Source organism: Kribbella jejuensis (genome assembly GCF_006715085.1).
GTDB classification, from domain to species: Bacteria; Actinomycetota; Actinomycetes; order Propionibacteriales; family Kribbellaceae; genus Kribbella; species Kribbella jejuensis.
The window spans coordinates 303,939-328,855 of the sequence record NZ_VFMM01000003.1 but is presented as its reverse complement, the minus strand read 5'-3'; the positions used below and the strand labels follow the sequence as shown (position 1 = coordinate 328,855).

Below are 24,917 nucleotides of genomic sequence, written 5' to 3'. Positions count from 1 at the left end.
CGCTACCGTCGGCTGCAGCGGATCTCTGGTTCGTCCGGGGCCGGGAGCGCACGAGCGGTCGGGACAGCCAGTGACATCAACGAAAACACGCGGGCGCCATCCAGCCATCCTGGCACTCGAGGCACAGCGGGCGGCGAACCTGCAGTTGCGGATCGCCGACGCGATCACCGCGTTCGCCGGCTCGATGCGGTTCGTCTACGTACATGTGGTGGTGTTCGCGGTCTGGATGCTGTTCATCGAGAAGAGCCCGTGGCCGACCCTCACGCTGGTGGTCTCGCTCGAGGCGATCTTCCTGTCGACGTTCGTGATGATCGGCCAGAACCGGCAGGCCGCCTTCCAGCAGATGAAGGCCGACCACGACTTCAACGAGTCGGAGCTCGAACTCAAGACCAACACCCAGCTGACCCGCGAGATCCACGCCCTCACCACCGAGCTGCACCGCCGCCTGGTCGAGGAGGGCAAGGGGTAGCGTCACACCTCACGTCTCGGTGATCGAGTCGCCGGTGATGGTGATCTGCTTCGGCGGGAGCGGTCGCGGGGCCGGTCCGCGGACGACGGAGCCGTCCGTTATCGCGTACTTGCTGCCGTGGCAGTCGCAGTTGATGGTGCCATGGGCAACAGTCGCGACAGGGCAGCTCAGATGCGTGCAGATCGAACTGAACGCCTTGAACGTGCCCTTCACAGGTTGCGTGACGACGATCCGGTTGGCGGCGAAGATCACCCCACCACCCACCGGGATGTCCTCGGTCTTCCCGAGGACAGTGTTCGCCGGCGCGCCCTGCGGCGTTCCCGGTGACGGGTTCGTCGGTTCGCCGTACTTCGCGCAACCGGTGAGCGTGACGAGACCGGCGGCAGCGGTAATGACGGTACGACGGCTGGGCTCGGCCACGGTTGCTCCTTTCAACGGATGATGCCGAAGGTGGTGAAGAACCACAGCGACGAGGTCAGCCACAGTCCCACTATGCCGATGGCCACGGCGCCGCCCGCGACCGGGAGGAGCCAACCGGGCGTGTCGGTGCGGCTGAGCGCCAGCATCTTCACGACGAAGGCGCCGTAGAAGAAGCAGCCGAGCAGCGAGTGGATCAGTACGCGCGGTTCGCCGTACTGGAATCCCAACGCGTACAGGCAATGCGCGACCACCGGCAGCGTGACCGCGACGGCGGCCCGGCCTGTCCATCGGTGCAGCGGCGCGACCCATCGTCGCCCTGTGAAGACCCGTCCGAAGATGGCCATCGCCGTCACGATCTGGACGAGAGCAAGCACGAGCGCGACGGTGGCCAGCCAGGACTTCACCGACCGGAAACTCGAAAAGCCCGCGATGTCGATCGCGACCCCTGTCGGTGCGTGTACCCGGCCGTAGACACCCAACGCGATGGCGACCGCGGCGCCGCCCGCGAGCGGGATCGCGACCCTGCTCGCCCTCCGCATCGGCACCGTCGTCATGGTCCCTCCCCGGTCAGAAAGTCTCGTCGCCGGCGATCGACTGCGCAGTGACTTGTACGCCGTCGACGCTCGCGATCCTGCGTGCCGGATCGAGTCGCGGCGCCGGGGCCGGCGTACCGTCGTTGTCGATCCCCACCTGATTGCCGTCGGGCAGCACGATCCACCCGATGGTCCGGCCGCTCGTCGCCGACCGGTAGAGCCCGGCCGGCGGACCCGCGACGCCGATCTCGAACCGGATGGTGCGCCCGCGGAGGGTGAACGATCCGGTGGCCGTTCGCGAGCCGATCGTGGCGACGAGGCGTTCGCCCGTTCGGGATCGCAGGGCGACGTGAGCGTCGGCGATCACACCGACCAGCCAGGCCTCGAGGCGGCTGCCATCGCAGACGTAGGCGACCGCGCGGTTGCCCTTCACCGCCAGCGCGACCGTGGCTTGCCGGTGCTCTGTCTTCCCGACGTACACAACCGTCCGGTGGGTCGGAGCGGTGGTCCGGGGCGGCTGTGGTGACGAACTGCTGGCCGGCGTGTTCGTCGCGGCCACGGTCGGCGGCGCAGTGGTCGCGGGCACGTCGGTCGGCGTGCTGGTTCCTGGCGCGGTCGTGGGCGCGCTGGTTGTGGGCGCGCTGGTGGCCGTCACGGTGCCGTCGGTTGCCGCCGTCGTACCGGTCTGGGTGCTGTCGACCACGAGCAGCGCGACGAGACCCACGGCCGTGGCCGCAAGCGTCACCAACGGACTGCGTTGTCCCATCTCGTCCCCCGAGACGAGCATCCGCCCGGCGTCAGGTCCTGGTCAACGACTCAGCGGGCGCCGTAACGGGCGAGTACGTTGGGTGTATGAAGGGCGACCGCGTCGAGATCGTCGTCGACACCGGCAACGGCGTCGCGACGTACGACATCACGGCCACCAAGGCCGGCCGGCGGGTCGAGATCACCTCCAGCCGAAACCTCACCGAGGTCGTCGAGGTGACCCGCACCGGCGTACCCGTTCGGACCGCGCGCTTCCTCACCGCTCGGGTGGTCGCTCTGGTGGAGCACCCCTCGAACGGATCCGGACCACGATGACCGTCGCGGGTGTGCTGAACCTGGCGTGGTTCGCGGATGAACTGGCCGACGACCAAGGCTGAGCTGATCTCGTTGCAACTCGAGCTGGCGTCGGCCACCCCCGCGCCGTGGGTGTTGCCGGATCGGCCGCTGATCGGTGGGGTCTGGGTGTGCTTTCCGCGCGGATTGTCCGGCCCGGGCGCCGCCGGAGATCCCGCCTGGGCCGCGGCCGTCGTGACGGACGGGCGCCGGGTTGTCGAGCAGCAGTCATCTCGCGGCACCGCACTGGCTTCGTACACGCCGGGGTTGCTCGCGCTGCGTCTTGGCCCGGTGTTGGAGGGCGCGGTACGACGGCTCGCGGGACGGCCCGACGTACTGCTGCTGGACGGGACCGGGCGGGATCACCCGCGCGGAGCGGGGTTGGCTGTGCAGCTCGGCGCCGTACTGGATCTGCCGACGGTCGGGGTCACGCACCGGCCGCTGGTCGCATCGGGTGATTGGCCGGACGATCTTGCCGGAGCGACTGCGCCGTTGCTGGTCGACGGTCGGCACGTCGGGACGTGGGTGCGGACGAGGACGGGGACGCGGCCGCTCGCCGTACATCCGGGGTGGCGGACGGACCTCGCCACGTCGGTTGCTGTCGTGTCGACCTGTCTTGCCGGGCGACGTACGCCCGAGCCGCTGCGGCTGGCCCGCCAGGCCGCGCGGCTGCTCAGGGGACGTTGACCCTCAGAGGACCTTGAGGCCGTACATCTCGCCGAGCGGATCAGCGATCAGCTCGATCCGGGCGCCGTCGGGGTCGCGGAAGTAGATCGACGTACCGCTCTCCTCCAGGAACTCGACGCCGTTCGCGGTCAGCCGTCCCTTCAGCTCCTCCCAGCGCGCCGGCTCCACCGAGATCGCCAGGTGGTGCAGCCCGCCGAGCACTTCGGCGTACGGTCCGAGGTCGAGGCCGGGGAAGTCGAAGAACGCGAGCAGGTTCCCGTTCCCGATGTCGAAGAAGAAGTGCGTCGACCCCTCGTAGTCCCGATTCCCGACCATCTCGGTCAACGGAAACCCGAGCACCTCCTGGTAGAACCGCACCGTCCGCTCGACGTCCGCACACAGTAACGCTGTGTGATGAAGCCCACGCGCGGACGACGGCGCGCCTGCTTTCAGGTACGCCGTCCTGAGCCGCTCCCGCTCCGCCTCCACCGCCGGGAGATCGATCTCCGTCATCTGCACCCACCCTTCGCTCACCCCCATCAGACACCCCGATCCACCCGATGTGAATTCCACCCCTGGAGTTTGCTACTGTTCTCCGGTCGGCACCGCACCAGCGGTCAGACCACTCGTCCGGGTGGCGGAATAGGCAGACGCGCTAGCTTGAGGTGCTAGTGCCCTTCGCGGGGCGTGGGGGTTCAAGTCCCCCCTCGGACACTCATCCACAATCGGCCGACAGGTCGACCCCAACGTCGGGCTTCTGCTCGACGTTGTTCTGTTTCAGGGCCGGTTGCAGCGACTGACGCGGTCGATGGCGAGTGCGTCGAGTGGACGGTTACCTAGGACCGGTATGGCGCCTTCGGGCAGCGAGTCGAGCTGCCCTGCGACGCCGGCTGGCGCAGTGGAGCGCCAACGCACCTGCATTGTTGAAGAGGTGACGTAGTACGGCTGGGGATCCGCGCGAATGCAGACCCGCCGTGCACAACGTCAATGAGCCGGCCGGAGCGCGTGCTCCGGCCGGCTGGGGATGGGTGCGGTCAGCGGGCGGCTCGTTCGATGACCTGGGTTACTGCGGTCGGTTGGGACACCGCGACCAGGTGCGAGGCATCGGGGATCTCGATCTGGGTGGCTCCGGCCCGGGTGGCCATGAAGCGCTCGGCCGCCGGGGCGATCGCGTGGTCACCGGTCGGGATCACCGCGTACTTCGGAAGGGCTGCCGGAGCGGTCTTCTCCACCGGCTCGCTGAAGGCCGCCGCCGCCACGGGCCGCTGCGCCGCGAGGATGACTGCGCCCTCCCGGGCCGGGATGTCCTCGGCGAGGACCGGACCGGCCGTCTCCGGCTTGAGGGCGAGGTCAACGCCGCCGGGGTAGCTGATCACGTTGGTCGTGTCCGGTCCGAGCTCGCTACCGGGGAACTGCGAGTTGAGTGCGCCCAACGTCTCGCCGGCCTGCGGGATGAACGCCGCGACGTAGACGAGCGACTTCACCCCCGACGTGTCCGCGAGCTCGCTGACCAGGGCGCCGCCGTACGAGTGCCCGACGAGTACCTTCGGCCCGGAGACGGTCGCGAGGACGGCACGCAGGTACGACGTGTCCGAAGCGATCCCGCGCAGTGGCACCGCGGGAGCCAGGACGTTGTACCCGTCGTGTTGGAGGCGATTGGTCACTCCGGACCAGCTCGAGCCGTCCTCGTACGCCCCGTGCAGCAACACGATCGTGGGCTTGTCCTGCCCGGATTGGGCGGCGGCCCGCCCGGATTCCGTGGCCTGCGCGGTCGTTGCACCGGCCAGCAGGATCCCGGCACCGGCCGCGGCAGCCAGCAGATTCTTCGCGTTCAACATCAACTTGCTCATCAGTCTTCCAATCCTCGGAGGGGTTTCCGTTACCACCACGGTGCGTGGGCGGTTGATGTGTCACCCCAGGAGAGGTCACGGTCCAGTGACTGGTGCGTGCTCGGTGTCCCGGTGTTCGGATCAGGGGCGACGCCCACTCACTGGGCGCCCACGAACCGGCCTGACGGCCCGTGGCTCTCCACGCGTGCGCACCAGGGAGCACCCCGGACGCGACCGCTCGGATTCAGCGCGATCGTCAACGGTATGAACACAAACCAGCTCACCTTGGCGAACGCCAAACGGGTACAGATCGGCGAACGCGCCGACGTTGCCCGACTCACCGCCGTAGCCCATCCGCGGATGGAGCTCGTAGTCCGGCTCGCGACCGTGCCCGGCCTGGTCCGGCCCGGCATCAGCCACTGGGACATGAAGACCCGGTTGCCACTGCACCCACTCTCCAACGAGAACGCGTACGGCGACCCGCGCCTGCTGAAGGACCTCGCCGCACCTGGTGCATCCTTTGCCCGTCGCCTGGGCGCCGACGTCGTCGTTGGCGCCGAGACCGGCGGCATCCCACTCGCGACCGCCGTCGCGCTGTCCGGCGACCTCCCGTTCGCGTTCGTCCGAAAGCCCGGGTACGTCGGACACGAAGACCACGAACCGCGCGTACGCGGGGCGTCGGTCGCCGGCCGGCGGGTGCTCCTCGTCGACGACGCCGTGTCCTCAGGCAAGGCCCTCGAGGCGTTCGCCGACGAACTCCAGAGCGAAGGCGCAGACCTCGTCGGAGTCTTCACGCTCGTCGACATGCGCGACGTCTCGACCTCGGTGGCCCCGATCGCCACAACACTCCCGATCGAGTCCGTCGCCACCTACCTCGAAGTACTCGAAGCTGCCGCCGATCACGGTGTACTCGACCCGAGAACTCACCGGCTCGCCGTCGATGCCCTCGTCAACCACTGGTCGAACGACGACCCCCGCTGGGCGCAGCTCAGCGACGCCGCCTGATCAGAGCCGGTGGCTCGCGGGGAGGAAGGTGTTCGTGTCCTCTCCTTCCTCGGAGCGGATGACGTGCATGATGGCGTTGATCATGGCCAGATGGGTGAACGCCTGCGGAAAGTTGCCCAGATGGCGTCCGGTCAGCGGGTCGATCTCCTCGGCGTAAAGGCCCAGCGGGCTCGCGTAGGACAGGAGTCTCTCGCAGAGCGCCGTAGCCTCGTCCAGTTCGCCGATCTCGACGAGCGCGGACACCAGCCAGAAGGAGCAGATGGTGAAGGTCCCCTCCTCTCCGTGCAGACCGTCGTCAGTCTCCGAGACGCGGTAGCGCAACACCATGCCGTCCTCGGTGAGCTCGTCGGCAATTGCTCGTACGGTGGCGCGAACGCGCGGATCGTCGGCCGGCAGGAATCTCAGCAACGGCAGGAGCAACACCGAGGCGTCGAGGGCGGTGGAGCCGTACCGCTGCACGAAGACCCCTCGGTCATCGACACCGTTGGTGCAGATGTCTGCGCGGATCTCGTCGGCGACTGCCTGCCAATCGTCAGCGTAGCCAGGCTCGTCGTGCAACAGGGCGAGCTTTGCACCCCGGTCCATCGCCACCCAGCACATCAGCTTCGACGAGGTGAAGTGCTGTAGTTCACCGCGTGATTCCCAGATCCCGTGGTCCGGTTCGCGCCAATGCTTGGCGGCCGCCTCTGCCTGCCTCTTGAGGAACGGCCACAGACTTTCGGTCACCTGGTCGCGCGACCTGGCATGCAGATACACCGAATCGAGGATCGCTCCCCAGACGTCGTGCTGGTTCTGGAGGTAGGCGGCATTGCCGACCCGGACCGGCCGAGCGCCTTCGTAGCCGCTCAGGTGGTCCAGAGTCTGCTCGGGAAGTTCGCGTTCGCCGTCGATGCCGTACATGATCTGGATGTCCTGATCGCCGCCGCACATCTCCATGAGGAAGGAGAAGAAATCGTTCGCCTCGCGATCGAGTCCGATCGTGTACAGCCCCCAGAGGGCGAATGTGGAGTCACGCACCCAGGAGTAGCGGTAGTCCCAGTTGCGTTCACCATGCGGCGTCTCCGGCAACGACGTCGTCGGGGCCGCCAGCAGCGCACCCGTAGGAGCGAACGTGAGTCCTTTCAAGGTGAGTGCGCTGCGCGCCAGATAGCGGCTCCACGCATGATCCGGGAACACACCGACGTTGATCCATTGCCGCCAGTACTCGGCTGTCCGCGCCATCCGCTCGATGGCCTCGGGCCAGGTCCGTGGAGGTGACAAAGCCGACCACGAGAGCGACACGAACGCCGTATCGCCCTGCGACATCCGGGTCCGGGCCTGGGCCGTGCGACCTTCCAGACCGAGACGCAGATCAGTCGTCAACTTCAGAGCGACATTGCGACCCAGGTCGGGGCAGTCCGCAACGGCCACGCCGTACCCAGGGCCTTCGTACCGCCAGGTTGCTTCCCGACGGCCATAGCCGAACATCGGCTCGCACATCATCGAGAGATCCACGGACCCGCTGACACACTTGACGGTCCGCAGCAGGCAATGCTCCGCGTCGTAATCGGTCGGCGTCCGACGGTGCGTCAGCGATCGCTGCGAGACGTCGTGCCACGGTCCCATCAGCAGGGCGTCACGGACGACCAGCCACCCCGTCGGCGACTTCCAGGTCGTTTCGAGCATCAGACTGCCCGGCAGGTATCGACGTGCGGCCGGCACCTGTACGCCGTACGGACCGAGCCGGAAACTGCCCGCAGCGCGATCGAGAATCGCCCCGAACACGCTGGGTGAGTCGTGTCGCGGCAGGCACATCCACTCGATCGCGCCGCTGGGCGCAATCAGGCAGTTGGACTCGCAATCCGACAGGAAGGCGTAGTCGGCTATCGGCGGATGTGCGCTTCGAGGTAACCCCGACCGGACAGACTCAGCCAAGGTCAATCACCCTCGACGAACTTCCTGATCCGCGGCAGCAGGCCCGCGTCGATGGAATGGCCGCCAGAGAACTGAAGCAGTTCGACGTCGGCGTCTCGTCGGCGGAGCTGCTCGCCCAGCCTGCTGGTCTGCTCGGGTGTGGCCATAGGGTCGCTGTCACCGTTGACGATGAGGACCCGCTTGCCGGCGAGAGCATGATCTCTGGGCTCGTCCGCCGCGAAGGGCACCATCGCGGCCAGCAGTACGGCGCCGGCGAGCGCCTCAGGATGGCGCAGCAGCAGAGCCGATGCCATGTTGGCTCCGTTGGAGAAACCAACAGCCAGCCAGGAGCCAGCTGCCACGTCGTACTTTTGCTCAGCGGCGGTGAGGAAGGCGGCGAGCTCGTCAGCGCGAAGCCGAAGGTCATCCTCGTCGAACACGCCTTCTCTGAGCCTTCGGAAGAACCTCGCCATCCCGTTCTCCGACACGGTCCCCCGTGGCGACAGCACGGGGGCATCGGGTGCCAGGTGCTGCCGCAGCACAAGGAGGTCGTGCTCGTCTCCGCCTGTGCCGTGCAGCAGTAGCAGCGGCGGTGTCGACGAGCCTGGGTGAAAGACGTGCGGCCGCCGGAGCGGGTCCTCCGTCATCTGCCGGCCGCGTCCGGCTGCGGAGCCGGTGGCACGCGCAGCGACGGCAACGTGGCTTGGATCTGCTCGCGGTTCGGTTCGAGCCACGGCGGGAGCTTCAGGTGCTGGCCTAGTTCCAGCAGCGGTTCGTCCACAGTGAAGCCTGGCTGGTCGGTCGCGATCTCCAGCAGGACTCCGCCAGGTTCGCGGAAATAGATGGAGGTGAAGTACTGCCGGTCAAGGATCTCGGTTACCTCGACTCCGGCCTCGATCAACTCGAGGCGCCACTTCGCCTGGGTCTCGCCGTCCGGTGCCCGGAAGGCGATGTGGTGGACCGTTCCGGCCGCCTGAAGTCCGCGAGGCGCGTTGCTGGGCAGGACATCCACTGCCGTTCCCTCCGTTCCACCCGACATCACGAACCGGGTCCCGTCAGCAGTGTCCCCGCCGTGCCGCATGCCCAACATGCCGGCCAGCATTTCTGCGGTCGGGTCGAGCAGCTGCTCTGTCATGGTGACCGAGAACAGTCCACGGATCGCGCTGTCGAACGGTATTGCGGCGACTCCGTCCCAACCGGATCGGCTGTCACCTTCAGACGCGACCAACTCGATCACCAGGCCATCGGGGTCACGCAGCCGCAGGATCTCCTCGTCGGAGCCCGCGACCGGCGCGTCCGCATCGACACCGAGCGCGGACAGCCGCTGCTGCCACCAGCCGAGAGACTCCGGTGGGACGCTGAACGCGGTGGCGGTCGTGAGGCCGGTCCCCTGCCTGCCGTTCGGCGCTCCTGGCCACGGAAAGAACGTCAACAGAGTCGACGGCCGGCCCGAGGCATCTCCGTAGTACAGGTGATATGTCTCCGGAGCGTCGAAGTTGACGGTCCGTTTCACCAGCCGCAGCCCCAGCACCGTCGTGTAGAAGTCGACGTTGCGCTGCGGATCTTCGGCAATTGCAGTCACGTGATGCAGCCCGTGCGGTGCAACCGAGTCAACCATCGCTCCACCCCTCCCAGCCCCGGGCAGCGTCAACCGCCCGTTCTCGACACTACGACCGGATCTCGTCCGCCACCATGGAGCGACCGCACGAATCTGAGGGCCCGTCGCCAGGCAGCGCGGACCAGTGACTGTCCCTGGCGCGAGCCGGTCGGCTGTGCGGCATCGTCGAAGGTATTCACCACACACAGATCGAGGCGACGATCATGACCGACATTCTTGTCTCCCGGCTGGCCGCGGTGCCAGGGGTGGTGCAGCCGGGGATTTCGCAGTGGGACGTGAAGGCTCGACTCCCGCTGCACCCGCTGTCGGTGGAGAACGTGTACGGCGATCCGCGGTTGCTGCCCGAGCTCGCCGTACCGGGTGCGGACTTCGCCGAGCGGCTGGGCGTCGAGGTTGTCGTCGGCGGCGAGACCAGCGGAATCCCGCTCGCGACCGCGGTCGCGCTGGCGGCCGGCCTGCCGTTCGCGTTCGTCCGCGAACCCGGGTACGCCGGGCACGAAGACCATGAACCCACCGTCCGCGGCGCATCCGTCGCGGGACGCCGCGTGCTCCTCGTCGACGACGTCGTCGCACACGGCACCGCGGTGGAGATGTTCACGCGAGCGCTTCTCGACGCGGGCGCGACCGTGGCAGGAGTGTTCACGGCTGTCGATATGCGTGAAACCGCCGCCTCCGTGACGCCGACGGCACGGCACCTCCCGATCGAATCCATCGCGACGTACCTCCAACTGGTGGCCGCCGCAGCCGAGTCCGGCGGGCTCGGCGCGTTCGGGCGGCTGGCTACGCCCCTAGGCGCGACCTCACCGCACTCGCGGGCTGATCGTGTTCGACTTCCAACGGCTCCGTCGCTCGAGCGATCTGACGTCCAGCCCGTTGCTGGCGGCATCGATCTTCCTCGGCATCCTGAACGTGTTGCTGTTCTTCCTGCAGCTCTTCTCCCGGCCGAGTGACCGAAGCAGGCATCTAGCCGACGAAACATTTCTCTCTGCCGGCGCCGAGTTCGAACAGCTGCCAAGATCGCGAACGTGTCGCTCAACGAGACTGACGGCACCTAGGCGGGCTTCGGGACGAACAGTTCGATCGCGATGTCGTCCGGATCCTTCAGATTGAGATGCAGACCGAACGGGCTCGCCTCGATGCCTGAGCAGACCACTCCGTTCGCTTGCAGACTTGTTTCCCAGGCCTCCAACTCGGCTTCGGACCCGACCTGGAAAGCGATGTGGTCCAGTCCGATGCGGGACGGGTCGAAGCCTTGGTCCGCAGAGCCGGAATGGTCGCGCAGCGCGATCGTCACTCCAGCACGCGCGACGATGAACAGCCGATTCCCGTCGTCGTCGGCCGAGAAGACCGTCTCTGTGCCGAGTACTCGGTTGTAGAAGTCGGCGCTACGCTCTGGATCGGTCACCGTCAGCGAGACGTGCGAAAAGGCATCGAGCGCGGGCAAAGCAACCTCCGAGGCTCAGTAAGCAGCACAGCGCGTGAGAACTCAACCGCCCACGAGCAGCCACTCGTTGCCGTCGGGATCGCTGAATCCCACCCGCGACGCACGAACGGGACCGAGAGCAGCCCCGTGGCCCCGGAGTTCGGCGCAGGCCTCTTCGAGGTCCGCCACACGCAGTGCACAGGATGACGAACCCGGGCGTCCCGAACCGAGATTCGTGCCGACCAGGATCGAGCACGCCGAACCGGGAGGCGTCAGCTGAACGACCCGGAATCCGTCGACCACCTCGTCGCGATCGAGCCGGAATCCGAGAGCGCGATAGAAATGCCGGGCCCGGTCGACATCGGACACGGGTACGACGACTTGCTCGAGCTTCATCTCCACAACCCCAGAGTCCGCGACCAGCACCCCGATCGCGTCCGTCGAACACCCTGGTCTCAGGCGGTCGAAGCCAGCGCCGTGCGGAGTTGGCGGCGGGACTTGATGCCGAGCTTCGAGAACGTCTTCCGCAGGTGCCATTCAACGGTCCGCGGGCTGATGAACAACTGCGCCGCGATCTCGGGGTTGGTGAGCCCGTCCCTGGCAAGCTCGGCGATCTGGACCTCCTGCGCGGTCAGGTCGTTCATAGTCCCCGGTACGCGTTTCCGCGCAGTCTCGCCGGTCGCGAGCAACTCGTGCCGAGCACGCTCGGCAAAACCGCCAAGGCCCATCTCATCCAGCTCCTCGTACGCCGTCCGTAGCTGCTCGCGCGCGTCCACCCGGCGACCGTCGCGCCTCAGCCACTCGCCGTACAGCAAATGGGCGCGGGCGGTTTCGACCCGGTTCCTGGTCCGGCTCAGGTGCTCGATCGACCGGAGATACGCGTCCTCGTCATCACTCAGCAGCGCCCGGGCCCGGGCCTCCATCCCGCTCCCCCAGTCGGTCGGCGTCACCGCGACACGCTCGGTCAGCCAGGCAAGAGCCGTCTCGACGAGCTTCGTGTCCCCGGTCCGCGACGCCGCCTCCATGAGCTCACCGATGACGAGTACGTCGTACCCGACGACGTCCTGCTCGAACACCTGCAGCGCGGCATCCCGCCCGACCTCGTAGCGGCCCAATCCGTTGTGCAGTACGGCGTTCGCGTACGTCGCGAAAGCGGCCATCCGGCCCTGGCTCTGCTGCCGTGCCTCACGAACGGTCGCGTCGATCAGGGCGGCTGTCGTGGACTCGTTCCCGCGGTACGCCTCCAGAAGCAGCTCGCCGACACCGAGCGGACGGTTCCCCGTCGCCGCCGCGATCTGGCGTTCCTCCTCGACGAAACCGGCGACTGCGGACAAATCCCCCGTCAGACACACGATGTTCGCTCGGAAGTTCAGCGCGAACTGGAGCTGGATCAGCGCGCCGGATTCGCGGGCGATCCGGTCCTGCCGCATCGCGAGCTCCAGTGCGGCATCGAGATCCCAGACCTCCACGGCGACGATGCCGCTGACGCGGTTCCCCGCGAGCCAGAGCCAACTGCCGACGTCCTCCGCCGCGATGTCGGCGCGTCGGGCTTGCTCCAGTGCTGCGACGAGCTGCGGCGCAGCCGCGGTGTAGCCGCGGGTGATCCGCGCAGCGAGGGCCTGGAGCAGCAGGTCGGCCGGCGGTTCCCATTCGGCCGGAGGAGGCGCCGCTGATGCGGCGTAGGAGAGGATGCCCGGAATCTCCGGACCGCTGGCCCAGATCGCCGCCGACATGGCCTCGAGATAGATGGGACGTGCCCGGACCGGGTCGTGCGGATCGAGCTGCCGTGCCGCATCGAGTAACGTCCGTGCCGCCTCGCGGGCGCGGCCGTGGTCGAACGCGATCTGACCGCGGAGTCGTTCGGCGTCGGCCGTGCGTACCGGGTCGGGCGGACCCGCAAGCACACCGCCCAGCAACTCCCGGGCCGCGTCGAGCGCGCCCGCGCTGCGCTTGGCGACGGCCGCAGCCAGCGCCCGGTCGGCCCGGCGAGACGGGTCGGGCGTCAGCTCGGCAGAGCGTTGCAGGAACGACCCAGCTGCGAAGAAGCCACCGCGTGCCTGCGCCCGCTGCGCGGACCGTTCCAGGTCGGCCGCCACGTCCTCGTCGGGACGCGCCGTCGCTTGGGCGCGATGCCAAGCACGCCGGTCCGGGTCGAGGGCCGGATCGGTGACCTCCGCCAGCGCCGTGTGCACCGCCTGGCGGTCCTGCGGCGAGGCCATCCGGTACGCCGCCGAGCGCACCAGCGGATGCCGGAACCGGATGTGCTCGCCGAACGTGATCAGCCCGGACTCGATCGCCGAGGCCGCCGGATCCGCCCCCAGCCCGAGTACCTCGGCGGCTCGCCACAGCAACGTCGCGTCCCCGAGCGGTTCCGCGGCTGCCACCAGGAGCAGCAGCCTGGTGTCTGCCGGCAGCGCTTCGAGTCGCCGTACGAAGCTGTCCTCGATCCGGCTGGTCAGGGTCCCCGCGCCGAGGCGGTCGGTGAGTTCCGCGGCCGTCCAGGTCCGGGGCAGCTCGAGCAGTGCCAGCGGGTTGCCGTGCGTCTCTGCCACGATCCGGTCCCGTACCCGCGGGTCGATCGGGCCGGGCAACACCGACTCCAGCAACGCCCGGGCGTCGGCGTCGTCGAGACCCCGGATCTCCAGCTCGGCCAGGCCGCCGAACTGGTGATCCAGTCCGTCACGCACGGCGAAGACCATGACTACGGACTCCGCCTCGAGCCGCCGGGCGACGAACGCGAGAATCCGTGCGGACATCAGATCGACCCACTGCGCGTCGTCGACGACACACAGCACCGGCTTGCTGCCGGCCGCATCGGACAGCAGATTCAGGACGGCGAGGCCGATGAGGAAGCGATCCGGAGGCGAACCGCTCCGCAGACCGAGCGCCGTACCGAGAGCTTCCTGCTGTGGTGGCGGGAGGTGGTTCATCCGGTCCAGGAACGGCCGGCAGAGCTGGTGAAGGCCCGCGTAGGCGAGCTCCATCTCGGACTCGACTCCGGTGGTCCGGGAGACGTGGCAATCGCGCGCTCCGGCCGATAGCGCGTCCAGCAACGCCGACTTGCCGACACCGGCCTCGCCGCGCAGCACCACAACGTCGCTGCGCCCCGACCGCGCGGCCGCGAGCAACTGCTCCAGGGCAGCGCGCTCCTGCCGCCGTCCGCGCAATTCCAGCTCGGCCATGCTCCCTCCGCCCCATCGGGAACGACCGGTCCACCCGGGCGCCTGTGCACGCAGGATCAGGCTGGCACCCCGATTCGCTGTCCGCAACGCGCCGCGCAACGGCTGACCAGCCCTGATTGGTGGATCGGTTGTCTCAGCGCTTCCTACCCCGGACGAGCCGGAAGGCCGCTGCAGTGGTCAGACCGTAGACGAGGTGCGCGCTGAGGTGGCTCCGGCGCGGATCCGGCGAGGACGCCGTACGCGGCACCGTTCAGGATTCCGAATGCCCAGTGGGTGACGTTGTTGACCAGCCCGGCCCGGCTGTCGGGCAGCTTACGTTGGAGCAGGCCCTCGAACAGTCGTCGGCCGACCTGGGCGGGCGCCGGTGCCTGCTCCCAGCTCTCGATATCCGCCGAGAACTCCCACCGACGGAACGGGCTCTTGCCGCCGCCGGATCGGTACTCCGCGTACAGCAGAGTGTCCATGGCCATCGTCCCGACCGTGCCGGCAACCAGGCCGCGGGCGACGGCGCCCAACGGGGTGAGACTCATGATGCTGCTCCTTAAAGGAACTTCTCCGCGGCCCGCAGCGCGGCCACGCTACCGCCGAACCCGGAGCCGACGATCAGCACGTCGTAGTCGAATCCCGCCATCTGGGTCCACCCACCTTCGTACTAGTTCTCCAGCGCGTCGAGGACGATCGCCGCGTAGTCGGCCGGGGTGTCCTCCCACGCGAAATGGCCGGACTCCAGCACCACGAGCCGGTTGTCCGGGAGCCGCTCGGCCAGGAACTCGGCGTTGGCCAGCGGTACGACGCGGTCGTTCACGGCGCCGATGACGGTGACCGGAATCGCGATCGTCGACAAGAGCTCTGCCAGCACTGGGAGCTCTTCGGGATATCGCCGTACATAGGCCAGCGACTCGTAGAAGCGGTCGCCCTCGTACGACGTCAGGTAGTCGGCTCGGATCTCGTCCGGTATGTCGTGAGCATGCGTGTCCATCGCGGTGTTGACCACGACCTGTGGGTCCACGTGCCGGTACTTCTCCAGATCAGGATCAAGCACCCAGGACCTGAGCGGATCACCAAGCTGCAACGGGACGGCCACACCGCCCGCGCCGACCACGACGCCCGCAAGCTGTCCAGGATGGTCCGCGGCCGCGAACAGCGCCGCGGCCGTCCCGACGTCCGGCGCCACCACGTACGGCCGGTCGAGTCCCAGATCCTTGATCAGACGGATCAGGAACCCGCCCATGGCGCGCGGCGACATCAGGTCGGCACGCCGTTCGGACTGTCCGAAGCCCGGCAGGTCCACCCCGATCACCCGGGCCCGTGCGGAGAGCGTCTCCCAGATCGGCGCGAACGCATACAGGCTCTCCGGCCACGGGCTGGTCAGGAGGATGGTCGGCTCGAGTGAACCTTCGCTGTCGGCGTAGCGAACCCGGACACCGTCGACAGTACGGAACCGGGCGTCGGGCATGGTTGCGATCTTCATACCGCCCACAGTCCTCGGTCGCGGCACCGATCGCGCCCGTGTCACTCCCTGGTCGAGTACCGGGATCATCGTTCCTCCCCGAGCCAGCGCAACGCCGACAGGGACGGCAGGAAGAAGTACTCGCCGCCGCGCAACACGTTGAACGTCTCGATCCCGTGAAGCCGATGCCGGACCGGCTCGCGCGGGATCGTGAAACTCGCGCCGGGCTCCTGCACGCCGACGTTCGGATCGCGCTCGTCGCCGAGGCTCATGAAATTGCCGTTGTTGATCCACTCCTGCTGCAGGAACTCCAACGTCGCCATCGCTTTTGCGCTGATGAACAAGAAGTACAGGCCGCGCGGCGTCTCGTCGTCCCGCTCGGAGAGCGCCTGCGGATCGTAGGGGGCGCCAAAGGTTGTGCTGCGCCGGATGACCCGGTGGACGTTGACATCGGCAAGCACCGGCATCTTGGTGTCGCGTGGATTCATCCGGCGCATATGCGCGCCCCGCGGCACGCGGTAGCCGTCCTGGTCACCAACTTGGCTGCCAGCAGCTCTCGGTCCTGCTCAGTCCGAGCGTTCGCGCGCAGAAAACGATTGAACGCTCCGACGCGGGACTGATACTTGCGCAGCGCCACATACGTACCGTTGCGCCCGAGAACCGCCGGGACGGGCGCCGGCAGCGGTACGCCGGATTCGCCGGGGTAGCCGAGCACGAACTCACCGGCCTTGATAGCGGGTCCCTGGCCGGGAAGCGGATCCACGCCGCTTCCCTCGACAGCCGGTTGCCCGATCGAGTCCCGGTACCCGAGCGGGTTGAGATCACCGGGCTGTGCCCCGAAGTCCTGCGTCGCCACGACAGTGATGCCCGGGCGTCCGGCATAGTGCCGCTGGGCCGCGTTCATCGCGCGGCGCCAACCTTCTTCGGAGTTGCCGAAGACGCTGACGCCGACGTGAATGACACCAGGTCCGAACATCGCCTCCCAGTTCCGAGGATCGTTGACGCCGCGGTCGCGGAGCTCGGTCGCGCGGGCCGCCATTCCCACCCGGAACGCCTCCGGGAAGCTCACGAGCGATTCGTCCGGTACGCCAAGGGCTCCCAGCCCGGCGTACGTCACCGCCACGGCGATCCACGGTCCGTCCGCCTGCCACCAGTCGGCAGCAGATTCGATGTACGGCGTGAGATCGCGCAGGAACTCCCGCCCGGACCGCGCGTCGTCGACGTGCAGCATCACATGGGTGCCGTAGTACGGCTCCGGCCGGTACCGCAGTACCGTCGCCTGGATGTCCTCGAGCTCTACGGTGACAGCACGGCGTGATGCCATGACGCTAGTCCCCGATCTTGTCCAGGAACTCGTCGACGGCTTCACCGATCCGGCGCAACCGCCGCGTCTCGGCCACCGTCAGGTCGTTCGCGACGTACCAGCCCTCCGCACTGACCTGGTACTTCGCCAGATAGTCCTTGGCCTCCGGGCTACGGATCCCCGGCCAGCCCTCCCAGGCGGAATCGATGATCGTCAGCTCCGAGACCTTGCCCAGCCGGCTACCGATCCGGCCGGCGCTCTGCACCGGTGGTGGCGGCGCGCTGGACGCATCGGACGCGAGCCTGCTCAGTACTCTGTCCAGCGCCTTCTTCCCGACCTCGGGTGCATCGGCGAACAGTCTCCGTAGCGTCTCGATCTTCTCCTCGACCACCTGGTCAGGCCGGGTCTCAGGGTGCTCAGTTGCCATTTCTCTTCTCCTTCTACTTGTTTCAGCAGACGAGCTGCCGTCGCGGGCTGCGCTCAGGACCTCTGCTCGATCGCGCGCACCGAATTCCGGAAAGCCTTCACCAGCACTCCCTTACCGACCGTGGCGAACAGCGCCGCGAACAAGCGTCCGCGGAGGTTCTTGCCGTCCCGGACGACTGTGTAGTCGATGTCCGTCGTCCCGTCCGCCCGCGGTGTCAGGTTGTAGACGTGACCTGACTTGCCGCCCCAGGCGTTCGAGTCGGTGGTCGTCAGTACTACCCGGTGCGGGTTCGACCAGTCGTAGCTCAGCCGCTCCCAGACACCTCCCGAGCCCTCGGTCACGTCGGCGTGATCGACACCCTTGTCGTGCACCACCAGGTCGCTGTCGGCACTGTTCCCGAACAGCTCGGCCCGACCAGGTCCGAAGTCGGTCAGCCCTTCGATGAACTGCTCCGGGGTAGCGGTGGTGTTCGCGTGCATCTGAATCGTGGTCATTTGTCCTGCTCCTCATATCCGATTGGTGTCTCCCACGATTGCGTGACAAGCCCACCACCGCGCCCGGCGAAGTCACGGGTCCAACCACGGGCGTGTACCGAACCCACTGGCCTGGGGGCGGCGACGTACCGGCCCGTACTGGACCCGGGTCTTTCCCTGGTGTGATCGCGCAGCCACAGCGCGACGGTTGAGCTGTTGAGGGAGGTAGCTGATGAAGCATCTGCGGCAAACCACCGGCACGCATCCGCGTCCGGCGACGACGGCCACAGCGCCCGACAGCGGTCCGGTGGTGGTCCTGATCGACAACCCCAGGATCGACAACGACGCGCTCGAGTGGGCAGCGGCGGAGGCAGCGGCCCGCGGATCGGACCTGCGGATCGTGTACGCCTTCCCCTGGACCTACCTACTGGATCCTGGCGGAAACGTGACCGTGGAACTCCGAGGACGAGTTGACGCGCAGGCGAAAGTGGCAGCAGCCGTACGTCGAGCCGGCCGGGTCGCGCCCACGATCTCCATCAGCACGTGCGTCGTACCAGGCTGGGGTTCACGCAGTCTCGTTCGCGAGGCACGGCGAGCCGGTGACCAGGCACTCGTCGTCACCAGCCGTTCCCAATGTCGGCTCGTGCGTACGATCGCAAGCCGTACCGGGGCCTCGCTCGCGGTGATCGGGCTGGCGGACCAGCAGGCCGCCGGTTCGTCAGCAGGCCGAGTCGTGGTAGACGGCGGTTCCCTCGCGGCGACGGCCTTCGGCTTCCAATCCGCCCGCCGTCGCGCCAGTGGGATCACGATCGTCGGGACAGTGCAGCGTGACGAGTTGTCCGTGTGGCGCAAGTTCTTCCCCGGGGTCGACGTACGACAGCGACGCACTCCCGACCCGACTGCGGGCATCCTCCTCGCCGAGTCGCTCGGTGCCGCCTTGACCGTGGTCGCCCGTGATCACGACGGCTCATCGGCGTACGACGTCCTGCGCCTCGCCCCCGGCCCGGTCGTCCTGGTCGGGTCCGGGCCCCGGTATCGGACCCGCCGCTAATGCTCACAGGTGCGGAAGTACCTGGCCGCCGAGGAGCGTGATCAACTGCGCAAGGCGTGCGTCGAGCTCGCGACCGACCTCAGCGATCTGCGGGTTGCCGTAGCTGTCGAACAGCAAGCCGGGTTGATCTACGGCGAGTTTGGTGTCGCCGTCGGGGTCGGCGTAGATCATGCAGGGCATCGGTGCGTATAGCCCAGCCGACGCCTCCTCGCGGAACGCGCGCTCGGCGATGGTGTGGTTGCCGATCAGGTACTGGGTGGCCTTCCAGAGGGACGGCGAGCCGGCCATCAGCGCGCAGAGATCGCTCCTGTAGTACCGCATGAATCCAAACGGGCCGTTGATCTCGGCGAGTTCCAGCGTGGCTCGCCAGGAACCCTGCTGATAGAAGCGGTGCAGATCAGCCTCCGGCACGAGAGTCTCGAAGTGCTCGCACGCCGCGTCGTACGCACGCGGAAGCGTTACGACAAGTCTGCGGGTGGGGTGGTCGATCATCACGCTGTCCGTAGTCATCAACGCGTTGTCTGTGGTCATGGCCGTACCTGTTCGTCAGAGCGGACGAGTTCAACATCGTGGACGTCGACCGTGATGGACGGGAAGTTGAGGTTGACGCTGCTGTCGGGGTTGCGGCGGAACATTCGTCGTCGCGTCGGCATCACCAGACCGCCGAAGCTCTTGTGGTGTCCGGTGTAGTGGCCGACGAGGAAGCTGCTGTTGACTTCGGCGACGTAGTCCATGCGACGTTGCATACCGAAGGCGTCGTAGTAGAAGACTGCGTTCGGGCTGTGAGTGGCGATGTCGGGCGGGAACCGTACCTTGAGACGCCGCCAGGTCTGCCCTGCCTCGTGCCACGGGTCGACCTCGCGGGCCTGCACGCCCGGATATGCGAACAGGAAAGGGCTGGTGAAGCAGTTCCAGCAGGCATAGCCGAGGAAGTAGCCCAGGTGCGGAGCGTCCCAGTCGGTGTTTCGCAACATTCCCTTGAAGGCTGCGCGCGCCGGCGCGAGCGTCTCGACCGGTTCGCCGTCGAGGGTCTCGACGGTGACGCTGTCGGTGGCCGCGTCGAAGGTCATCTGCCACTCCGGGCGGGTGAAGGGGGTGAACACGATGTGCTCTCTGGCCGTGTCGACCGTGAGGACCTGATCGAAGCCTTCGCCCTGACCCGCAGCCGGTCCGGAGCCGGGGAGGCCGACAACGAGTACGGGTTGCCCCGCGACCACCCCGGACCGTCCAGGAACCGGAAAACGAAGTACTGCCCGGCCCGCACCGGCATCCGATGCAACCCACGACCACCGAGTACGACGGTCACCACACCGGGCGCCTCGTAGATCACCTCACTGACCGTGAGCCCGTGCCGTACCGTCCGCCAGAGCGGCAGCATGAACCGGTACACCACGATCGCCCCGGCCGCCACGCCGTACGCCGACCACCAGTACAGCTGCGCCGAACGGGAACTCGTGAAATCGGCACCGGTCCAGATCTCGTGCGGAATCGACAGGCCGACTCCGCGGCCGGCTCATCGCCGGTGCTGCTCCGCGTGACGTCATGCCCCCGACGATGCCCGCCGATTCTTAGCCCTTCCTCGCACCGCCTGCTCAAGCGCCGCAGGCCGAAGTCAGATGCCGCCGCCGAGCTCCCTCCGGCAGCAATTCGCCGACCCCGCAACCGCCAGTAGTGAGATCGCTACCTATGACGGTCAACCGGCCCCGGACGGCACCCGTTGCACCGGCTCAACAGTCACCACGGACCTCCGGGTACGGCGGTACCGACGCAGGAGGGCATACGCGACGGCCGAGGCGAGCAACGCGACCGCCACCGCGAGGCCGGTTGTCCACGGCGCCAGCGGGCTGTTCGACACCACCACCGGCCGCCGAGGCAGGCCTGTCGGTACGACCCAGGTCGTCGTGACGACCGCAGGGCCCGGGTGGTTGCGCGCGGCCACGATCCGCAGCGGTACCGGACCTGTCGCCTCGACGTCGACAGCGGCCTGCCACTGCCCCCCGCCCTGTCCGCCGGTTTGTGCAGCGCTCGTCGTACGCCGCAGGACGATTCCCGAAGTCGACCCAAGGTCGGCCGTCACCGCCGTGATCGGCCCGGGGGACGGACGCCTGCTGCTGACCACGTCCACCAGCAGGAGGCTCCGGCCGGGCTGGTTGGGCCCGAGCGAGACCGTGATCAACAGATCGTCCACCTGATAGTCGGCCCGCGAGGCAGTCGCTTCGGGCTTGTCGAACTGCGGTCCGCGGGCCGGCGGCGTTACTGCCAGTACGACAGCCATCAACGCGACGGTGACTCCCAGCAAAGGCGAGATCGCCTGCGCTCGGGACGACGGCAGCACGGCCGGGCCGACCCGTCGCCGCAGCCACGGGTGCAGGCGCAGTGCGTGTCGCAGCCCGAGCGCCATCAGCACCCCTGCCAGCGTCAGCTTGATCAGCAACGCGCGCCCGTACGACGTGCTGAGAGCGGCGTCGACAGAGGCAACCTGGCGCCCGGTCAGCAGTAGCCCGGTGATGGTGAGCACCGCCACGGAGCACGCTGCAACTGGTCCGAAGGACCGCCACAGGTCCAGAGTCAGCCTCCGCTCCCCGCGCAACCGAGCGGTCAGGAAGCCGAGTACGACGAGTCCGCCGACCCATGCCAGCGCGGCGACCTGGTGGATCGCCAGCACCGCGAGCGACAGCGGCCCACCACGTGCATGGCTGGTCGCCGCACGCAGGACCAGGTCCCCGAACAGCAGGCAGATCAGCGGCAGCGTTGCCGCGCTGCCCGAAGCCCCGCGGCGCGACTGTCGCACCAAGAGCGCGCAGATGACGACCAGTACGACCTCACGGAGCGACCACCGCAGCAGCTGACCGGAGTCCTTGACCACCGCCAAGCCGGAGTCGGCCCCGGCCGCCTCCGACCATTGCCTGGCGCCCCGTGCCAGCGACGCGAACACCGAAAGCATCGCGAACGCTGCCGCCAGCCCGCGCATCGTGACCACCGATTCGGCCGGCAACGCGAACCCGCGACGCCGGGACCACAGTGCGACCAGGAGCACCCAGCCGGAGACGACCGCCGTCGCAGCCAGATCGAACCAGCCCAGTACGACGTCCGCGACCGTGCCCGCCGGGCCTGTCACCGACTCGGCCGGCCGGCCGGACGACGTCGCGGCGAGCCCGACACCGAAGACCAGCGTTCCCTGGAGTCTGTGCAGGTCGTACTTCGACACCACACTCCACCGCAGCTCGTAGACCGAACGCGGCAACTCGGGAAAACCCGTCAGCACCACGTGAATGCCCTGGTCGGCGATCCGGGCCGTGACCGGAAAGGCCTTGCCGTCGCGGTCGGAGAGTGCGATGTCAAGACCGGCCGCAGTCGGGGGCTCGGAGAACCAGAGGTCGATCTGTCGCGGCGGCGTCCGGACCGTCTGCCCGTCCGACGGAGTCGAACGCAGCAGCACCGGATGAGCCTGCGCCACTGCGCCCTGACTCAGCCAGACGATCGCGGCAACGAAGAGCAGGAGCAGAAACCTCATCGGCCCAGCTCGTCGCCTCGTCTCTCGGCGCATGCCCACGGTTGCCCCCTCGGACACCAACAGTCCTGCTGGCGAGGATCCCGCACGGGACCGAACCGATGTGTCAGATGACAAAGTTTTCACCTGGTTTTCACGCTTCCCGAGTGCTGACCAGGCGGTGTGGTCTTCCCTCTCCGTCACTCTCAGGTCACTATGTCCTTGGGGCTCGGGGAGGGACTCACGACGGCGGGCACGCGGCACAGCGCGCCCAGCTGGGGGGGAAACATGGCAACTGTGCTGGTGATCGACGACGAACCCGAGGTGGTCCGCTTCGTGCGCCGCGGGCTCGAAGCGGAGGGATACCAGGTCTGGACCGCGACGGACGGCGGCGACGGGCTGCGGCTCGCGCTGACCAAGCGGCCCAACCTGATGGTTGTCGACCTGCGGATGCCCGAGGTCGACGGTGAGGCGGTGATCGCGGCGGTGCTGGTGAGCAGTCCGGACACCCGGATCCTGGTCCTGTCGGCAGTCGCGGACGCGGAGGCACGAGTGCGTTGCCTCGAGCAAGGAGTCGACATCCTGCCCAAGCCGTTCACGATCCGCGAACTGCTCGCCCGCGTCCGGTTCGGCCTGCGCGGCAGCGGCGGCAAGACCTCGGAGGAGCTCGTCCTGCGGGTCGGGCGGATCGTGCTCGACATCCGCACCCGCAAGCTCCGCGTCGACGGCAGCGAGGCCGCCCTGTCCGAACGTGAGTTCCTGCTGATGCAGCACCTGATGCGCAAGCCCGACAGGGTGTGCTCACGCAGCGAGCTGCTCTCGGCGGTGTGGGGGTACGATTTCGATCCCGCGACGAACATCGTCGACGTCTATGTCCGGCGGCTGCGCGGGAAGACGACCCGCGACGTGATCCAGACCGTGCGCAATGTCGGCTATCAGCTTCAGAGCGCCTGAGGCGCCGACGGCGACGACCGGCAGGCGCACCGCCGACCGGTCGGCCCGGCAGTGGCACCGATTGGTCGACGGTCTGCTCGCCGTCTTCGTGCTGGCCATGCTGACGCTGATGCACGTGATGATCGAACGCGAGGTGATCCCGTACCACCTGCTGTTCCTCGGCCTGACACTCGTGTACGGGTTCCGCGTGTGGCCCCTGGGCCAGACCTTGGCGGTCACCTTTCTCGTGACGCTCACCACCGGCTGGATCCTCGTCGTCCACCAGCTCGCCGACGGCACCAGCCGCGCCGAGTGGGCCGAGATTCCGCTGATGCCGCTGCTCTTCCTGGCGATGGTCTGGCATGCCCGCCGGCGCAAGGCGGCGCAGATGCAGGTCGAGCTGATGTCGGAGGAACGGCTGGCCGTCTTCGAGCGTGAGCGGGAGTTCTTCCGCGAAGCATCGCACGCGATGCGTACTCCGGTGACGATCGCACTCGGCCATCTCGAGCTGCTCGAGGTGGCCGACACCCCGGAGTCCGCCGAGGACTACGGGATCGTCGTCCGCCAGATGGATCGGCTGTCCGCGCTGTCCACCCGGCTGCTCGCGCTCGCCAAGCTCGACTCGGGCCGCGCCCTGCGCTACCTGGAGCTGGACCTCGGCCAGTTCCTCGACGCCATCGGCCGGAACTGGCGGGAGAGCGCGGACCGGGACTGGGTGATCGAGCGCCCGCCGGGCACGTACCTTGTCGAGGCGGACGGGGCGTGGCTCGAGCTCGCGCTCGACGCGCTGATCGAGAACGCGGTCCATTTCACCGCACCGGGTGAACGAATCCGGTTGTCGTGCGAACAGACCGGGGCCGGCTACGTGATCAGCGTCGCCGACGCCGGCCCGGGCATCCGCGCGGTGGACCTGCCGCATGTCTTCGAACGCTTCTGGCACCGCCGTCCACCGGCGAAGGTACCGATGGGCAGTGGGCTCGGACTGGCGATGGCGCAGGCCACGGTCCAGGCGCACGGCGGGCGGATCACCGCCGGGAAAGCCCCGGAAGGCGGCGCCCTGTTCCAGGTCTTCCTGCCGGCCGCGACGGACCTGCGCGCGGCGGCCGGCTGACCTGCTGCTCACAGCACCGGAGCATGGCGGAGGGCGAGGTCGCCGAGCTGGATCGTTGCCCGTTCTCCGTGGCGCAGCGCGCCCTTGGTGTTCTGGTACACGAGATAGTACGTCTGGCCCGCGCGCAGTGAGTGTCCTTGCTTCATCACCGACACCCGCTTGGTACCGCCGTCGCGTGCCTCACTGCGAAGCTCCGGCGGGTGGCCGACGTCCGACTGGAACCGAGTGGCCTTCTCGCTGTCGAGAACGACGTACGTCAGGGTGATCAGGCCGCCGTCCCCGACGACCGCGATCCGGCTGAACCGGACGCCGTACTGTTGCTCGATCTGTACGCTGCTCGGGAACGAGCCGGGATCGCCCGGCGACGACCAGAGCTTCAGACCGACCAGCAGTCCGACGACCAACGCCGTCGCGAGTACCGCGCTCAGCACCACCAGGCGATTGATTCCGCCGGCCCGCCCGTTCGGCCGGCCAATTGTTGCTTCGAGCATTTGATTCCCCTCCCCCACGGGTGCGGCCGGGACTCCGGTGGGAGGAGCCCCG

31 protein-coding genes and 1 tRNA gene are annotated in these 24,917 nt (G+C 68.0%); 10 read left to right on the top strand and 22 right to left on the bottom strand.

Annotated elements, in window-relative coordinates; genetic code table 11:
• The first annotated feature begins 70 nt into the window (after positions 1-70).
• Positions 71-469 (top strand): DUF1003 domain-containing protein, encoded by a 399-nt coding sequence (locus FB475_RS29250; RefSeq protein ID WP_202878597.1) that lies wholly within the window; start codon positions 71-73, stop codon positions 467-469.
• 9 nt (positions 470-478) lie between these two features.
• On the opposite strand, the gene FB475_RS37870 is transcribed toward FB475_RS29250, so the two are convergent.
• From FB475_RS37870 to FB475_RS29240, 3 genes are read right to left on the bottom strand one after another with little or no spacing between them, the layout of a single operon-like run.
• Complete coding sequence (locus tag FB475_RS37870; RefSeq protein ID WP_238332508.1) at positions 479-889, bottom strand: Rieske (2Fe-2S) protein; 411 nt, start codon at positions 887-889, stop codon at positions 479-481.
• An 11-nt stretch (positions 890-900) separates the two neighbouring features.
• Positions 901-1,443 (bottom strand): DUF6529 family protein, encoded by a 543-nt coding sequence (locus FB475_RS37865; RefSeq protein ID WP_238332507.1) that lies wholly within the window; start codon positions 1,441-1,443, stop codon positions 901-903.
• A gap of 13 nt (positions 1,444-1,456) precedes the next feature.
• The gene (locus FB475_RS29240; protein ID WP_141860380.1) at positions 1,457-2,209 is read right to left on the bottom strand and encodes a hypothetical protein; all 753 of its coding nucleotides are present in this window, start codon (positions 2,207-2,209) and stop codon (positions 1,457-1,459) included.
• 65 nt (positions 2,210-2,274) lie between these two features.
• On the opposite strand from FB475_RS29240, the gene FB475_RS29235 reads away from it, so the two are divergent.
• Both FB475_RS29235 and FB475_RS29230 read left to right on the top strand, forming a co-directional pair.
• Positions 2,275-2,502, top strand: coding sequence for a hypothetical protein (locus FB475_RS29235; RefSeq protein WP_141860378.1), 228 nt, complete (start codon positions 2,275-2,277; stop codon positions 2,500-2,502).
• A 36-nt stretch (positions 2,503-2,538) separates the two neighbouring features.
• Positions 2,539-3,207, top strand: coding sequence for an endonuclease V (locus FB475_RS29230; RefSeq protein WP_141860376.1), 669 nt, complete (start codon positions 2,539-2,541; stop codon positions 3,205-3,207).
• A 3-nt stretch (positions 3,208-3,210) separates the two neighbouring features.
• On the opposite strand, the gene FB475_RS29225 is transcribed toward FB475_RS29230, so the two are convergent.
• Positions 3,211-3,699 carry a VOC family protein gene (locus tag FB475_RS29225; RefSeq protein WP_141860375.1) on the bottom strand — a complete coding sequence of 163 codons (489 nt, stop codon included), beginning with the start codon at positions 3,697-3,699 and terminating at the stop codon, positions 3,211-3,213.
• A gap of 115 nt (positions 3,700-3,814) precedes the next feature.
• Between FB475_RS29225 and FB475_RS29220 the strand changes: the two genes are divergently transcribed.
• Positions 3,815-3,900, top strand: a tRNA-Leu gene (locus FB475_RS29220).
• A gap of 320 nt (positions 3,901-4,220) precedes the next feature.
• On the opposite strand, the gene FB475_RS29215 is transcribed toward FB475_RS29220, so the two are convergent.
• Positions 4,221-5,036 carry an alpha/beta fold hydrolase gene (locus FB475_RS29215; RefSeq protein ID WP_202878596.1) on the bottom strand — a complete coding sequence of 272 codons (816 nt, stop codon included), beginning with the start codon at positions 5,034-5,036 and terminating at the stop codon, positions 4,221-4,223.
• 243 nt (positions 5,037-5,279) lie between these two features.
• Between FB475_RS29215 and FB475_RS29210 the strand changes: the two genes are divergently transcribed.
• A complete protein-coding gene (locus FB475_RS29210) occupies positions 5,280-6,020 on the top strand; it encodes an orotate phosphoribosyltransferase (protein ID WP_202878595.1) in 741 nt (246 codons plus the stop codon).
• Here FB475_RS29210 and FB475_RS29205 read toward each other — a convergent pair whose 3' ends face one another.
• The 3 genes from FB475_RS29205 to FB475_RS29195 all read right to left on the bottom strand — a co-directional run bounded on the left by FB475_RS29205 (position 6,021) and on the right by FB475_RS29195 (position 9,531).
• Positions 6,021-7,940: a glycoside hydrolase family 15 protein gene (locus FB475_RS29205; protein ID WP_238332506.1), complete on the bottom strand. Its 1,920-nt coding sequence runs from the start codon at positions 7,938-7,940 to the stop codon at positions 6,021-6,023. It lies immediately after the preceding gene.
• Positions 7,937-8,386 carry an alpha/beta hydrolase gene (locus FB475_RS29200; RefSeq protein WP_238332505.1) on the bottom strand — a complete coding sequence of 150 codons (450 nt, stop codon included), beginning with the start codon at positions 8,384-8,386 and terminating at the stop codon, positions 7,937-7,939. The genes FB475_RS29205 and FB475_RS29200 overlap by 4 nt, the downstream gene beginning before the upstream one ends.
• Positions 8,387-8,556: 170 nt before the next feature.
• A complete protein-coding gene (locus FB475_RS29195; RefSeq protein ID WP_141860371.1) occupies positions 8,557-9,531 on the bottom strand; it encodes a ring-cleaving dioxygenase in 975 nt (324 codons plus the stop codon).
• 203 nt (positions 9,532-9,734) lie between these two features.
• Here FB475_RS29195 and FB475_RS29190 point away from each other — a divergent pair, with 203 nt between their 5' ends.
• Positions 9,735-10,481, top strand: coding sequence for an orotate phosphoribosyltransferase (locus tag FB475_RS29190; protein ID WP_202878594.1), 747 nt, complete (start codon positions 9,735-9,737; stop codon positions 10,479-10,481).
• 101 nt (positions 10,482-10,582) lie between these two features.
• On the opposite strand, the gene FB475_RS29180 is transcribed toward FB475_RS29190, so the two are convergent.
• The 10 genes from FB475_RS29180 to FB475_RS29140 form a co-directional block, all read right to left on the bottom strand.
• Entirely contained in the window at positions 10,583-10,975 is a 393-nt protein-coding gene (locus FB475_RS29180; protein WP_141860367.1) for a VOC family protein, read from the bottom strand.
• 42 nt (positions 10,976-11,017) lie between these two features.
• Entirely contained in the window at positions 11,018-11,350 is a 333-nt protein-coding gene (locus FB475_RS29175) for a VOC family protein (RefSeq protein ID WP_238332504.1), read from the bottom strand.
• 59 nt (positions 11,351-11,409) lie between these two features.
• Positions 11,410-14,136 carry an ATP-binding protein gene (locus tag FB475_RS29170; protein ID WP_141860363.1) on the bottom strand — a complete coding sequence of 909 codons (2,727 nt, stop codon included), beginning with the start codon at positions 14,134-14,136 and terminating at the stop codon, positions 11,410-11,412.
• 143 nt (positions 14,137-14,279) lie between these two features.
• Positions 14,280-14,666, bottom strand: coding sequence for a hypothetical protein (locus tag FB475_RS29165; protein ID WP_141860361.1), 387 nt, complete (start codon positions 14,664-14,666; stop codon positions 14,280-14,282).
• Positions 14,667-14,677: 11 nt separating this feature from the next.
• Complete coding sequence (locus FB475_RS29160; protein WP_202878592.1) at positions 14,678-14,767, bottom strand: FAD-binding protein; 90 nt, start codon at positions 14,765-14,767, stop codon at positions 14,678-14,680.
• 21 nt (positions 14,768-14,788) lie between these two features.
• Positions 14,789-15,607 carry an alpha/beta fold hydrolase gene (locus FB475_RS29155; protein ID WP_185759494.1) on the bottom strand — a complete coding sequence of 273 codons (819 nt, stop codon included), beginning with the start codon at positions 15,605-15,607 and terminating at the stop codon, positions 14,789-14,791.
• Between the two features lie 65 nt (positions 15,608-15,672).
• The gene (locus tag FB475_RS37285) at positions 15,673-16,074 is read right to left on the bottom strand and encodes a hypothetical protein (protein WP_202878591.1); all 402 of its coding nucleotides are present in this window, start codon (positions 16,072-16,074) and stop codon (positions 15,673-15,675) included.
• Positions 16,071-16,910 carry a hypothetical protein gene (locus tag FB475_RS29150; protein ID WP_202878590.1) on the bottom strand — a complete coding sequence of 280 codons (840 nt, stop codon included), beginning with the start codon at positions 16,908-16,910 and terminating at the stop codon, positions 16,071-16,073. The genes FB475_RS37285 and FB475_RS29150 overlap by 4 nt, the downstream gene beginning before the upstream one ends.
• 4 nt (positions 16,911-16,914) lie before the next feature.
• Positions 16,915-17,316 (bottom strand): hypothetical protein, encoded by a 402-nt coding sequence (locus tag FB475_RS29145; protein ID WP_141860357.1) that lies wholly within the window; start codon positions 17,314-17,316, stop codon positions 16,915-16,917.
• Between the two features lie 53 nt (positions 17,317-17,369).
• Entirely contained in the window at positions 17,370-17,810 is a 441-nt protein-coding gene (locus tag FB475_RS29140; protein ID WP_141860355.1) for a hypothetical protein, read from the bottom strand.
• A gap of 211 nt (positions 17,811-18,021) precedes the next feature.
• Between FB475_RS29140 and FB475_RS29135 the strand changes: the two genes are divergently transcribed.
• Complete coding sequence (locus tag FB475_RS29135; protein WP_141860353.1) at positions 18,022-18,840, top strand: universal stress protein; 819 nt, start codon at positions 18,022-18,024, stop codon at positions 18,838-18,840.
• A 3-nt stretch (positions 18,841-18,843) separates the two neighbouring features.
• Here FB475_RS29135 and FB475_RS29130 read toward each other — a convergent pair whose 3' ends face one another.
• Both FB475_RS29130 and FB475_RS29125 read right to left on the bottom strand, forming a co-directional pair.
• Complete coding sequence (locus tag FB475_RS29130) at positions 18,844-19,371, bottom strand: DUF302 domain-containing protein (RefSeq protein WP_202878589.1); 528 nt, start codon at positions 19,369-19,371, stop codon at positions 18,844-18,846.
• Complete coding sequence (locus tag FB475_RS29125; protein WP_141860352.1) at positions 19,368-19,943, bottom strand: hypothetical protein; 576 nt, start codon at positions 19,941-19,943, stop codon at positions 19,368-19,370. Before FB475_RS29125 ends, FB475_RS29130 begins: the two co-directional genes overlap by 4 nt.
• Positions 19,944-19,946: 3 nt before the next feature.
• Here FB475_RS29125 and FB475_RS29120 point away from each other — a divergent pair, with 3 nt between their 5' ends.
• Entirely contained in the window at positions 19,947-20,165 is a 219-nt protein-coding gene (locus FB475_RS29120) for a hypothetical protein (RefSeq protein ID WP_141860350.1), read from the top strand.
• A 368-nt stretch (positions 20,166-20,533) separates the two neighbouring features.
• Here FB475_RS29120 and FB475_RS29115 read toward each other — a convergent pair whose 3' ends face one another.
• Positions 20,534-22,354, bottom strand: coding sequence for a copper resistance CopC/CopD family protein (locus tag FB475_RS29115; protein ID WP_185759493.1), 1,821 nt, complete (start codon positions 22,352-22,354; stop codon positions 20,534-20,536).
• Positions 22,355-22,618: 264 nt separating this feature from the next.
• Here FB475_RS29115 and FB475_RS29110 point away from each other — a divergent pair, with 264 nt between their 5' ends.
• Both FB475_RS29110 and FB475_RS29105 read left to right on the top strand, forming a co-directional pair.
• Entirely contained in the window at positions 22,619-23,284 is a 666-nt protein-coding gene (locus FB475_RS29110; RefSeq protein WP_185759492.1) for a response regulator transcription factor, read from the top strand.
• Positions 23,256-24,374, top strand: coding sequence for a sensor histidine kinase (locus FB475_RS29105; protein ID WP_141860342.1), 1,119 nt, complete (start codon positions 23,256-23,258; stop codon positions 24,372-24,374). The genes FB475_RS29110 and FB475_RS29105 overlap by 29 nt, the downstream gene beginning before the upstream one ends.
• Before the next feature lie 8 nt (positions 24,375-24,382).
• On the opposite strand, the gene FB475_RS29100 is transcribed toward FB475_RS29105, so the two are convergent.
• A complete protein-coding gene (locus FB475_RS29100; RefSeq protein ID WP_141860340.1) occupies positions 24,383-24,865 on the bottom strand; it encodes a hypothetical protein in 483 nt (160 codons plus the stop codon).
• Positions 24,866-24,917: the final 52 nt, after the last annotated feature.